This window comes from Tritonibacter sp. SIMBA_163 (genome assembly GCF_046535935.1).
GTDB lineage: Bacteria > Pseudomonadota > Alphaproteobacteria > Rhodobacterales > Rhodobacteraceae > Epibacterium > Epibacterium scottomollicae.
Window position 1 is genome coordinate 1 of the sequence record NZ_JAWJBP010001413.1, and the last position, 233, is coordinate 233.

General features: G+C 60.1%; 1 protein-coding gene. It reads left to right on the forward strand.

All coding sequences use genetic code 11. The features are described from left to right. Nucleotides 1-233 (forward strand): integrase core domain-containing protein (locus R0J92_RS26945; RefSeq protein ID WP_411053941.1); only part of this gene is annotated, 233 nt, incomplete at both ends.

Sequence of the window (233 nt, forward strand, 5' to 3'; positions counted from 1 at the left end):
CGTGGGAGAACGGCTACTGCGAGAGCTTCAACTCGAAACTCCGAGATGAACTGCTCAACGGTGAGATCTTCTACAGCCTCGCCGAGGCCAAGGTCATCATCGAGGCATGGCGGCGCTATTACAACACCGAGCGGCCACACTCATCGCTCGGCTATAAACCGCCAGCACCGGAGGCCATAATCTGGCCCGCGCCGTCACGCGGGTCAGCGCCATCATCTGCCCAGATGATGGCT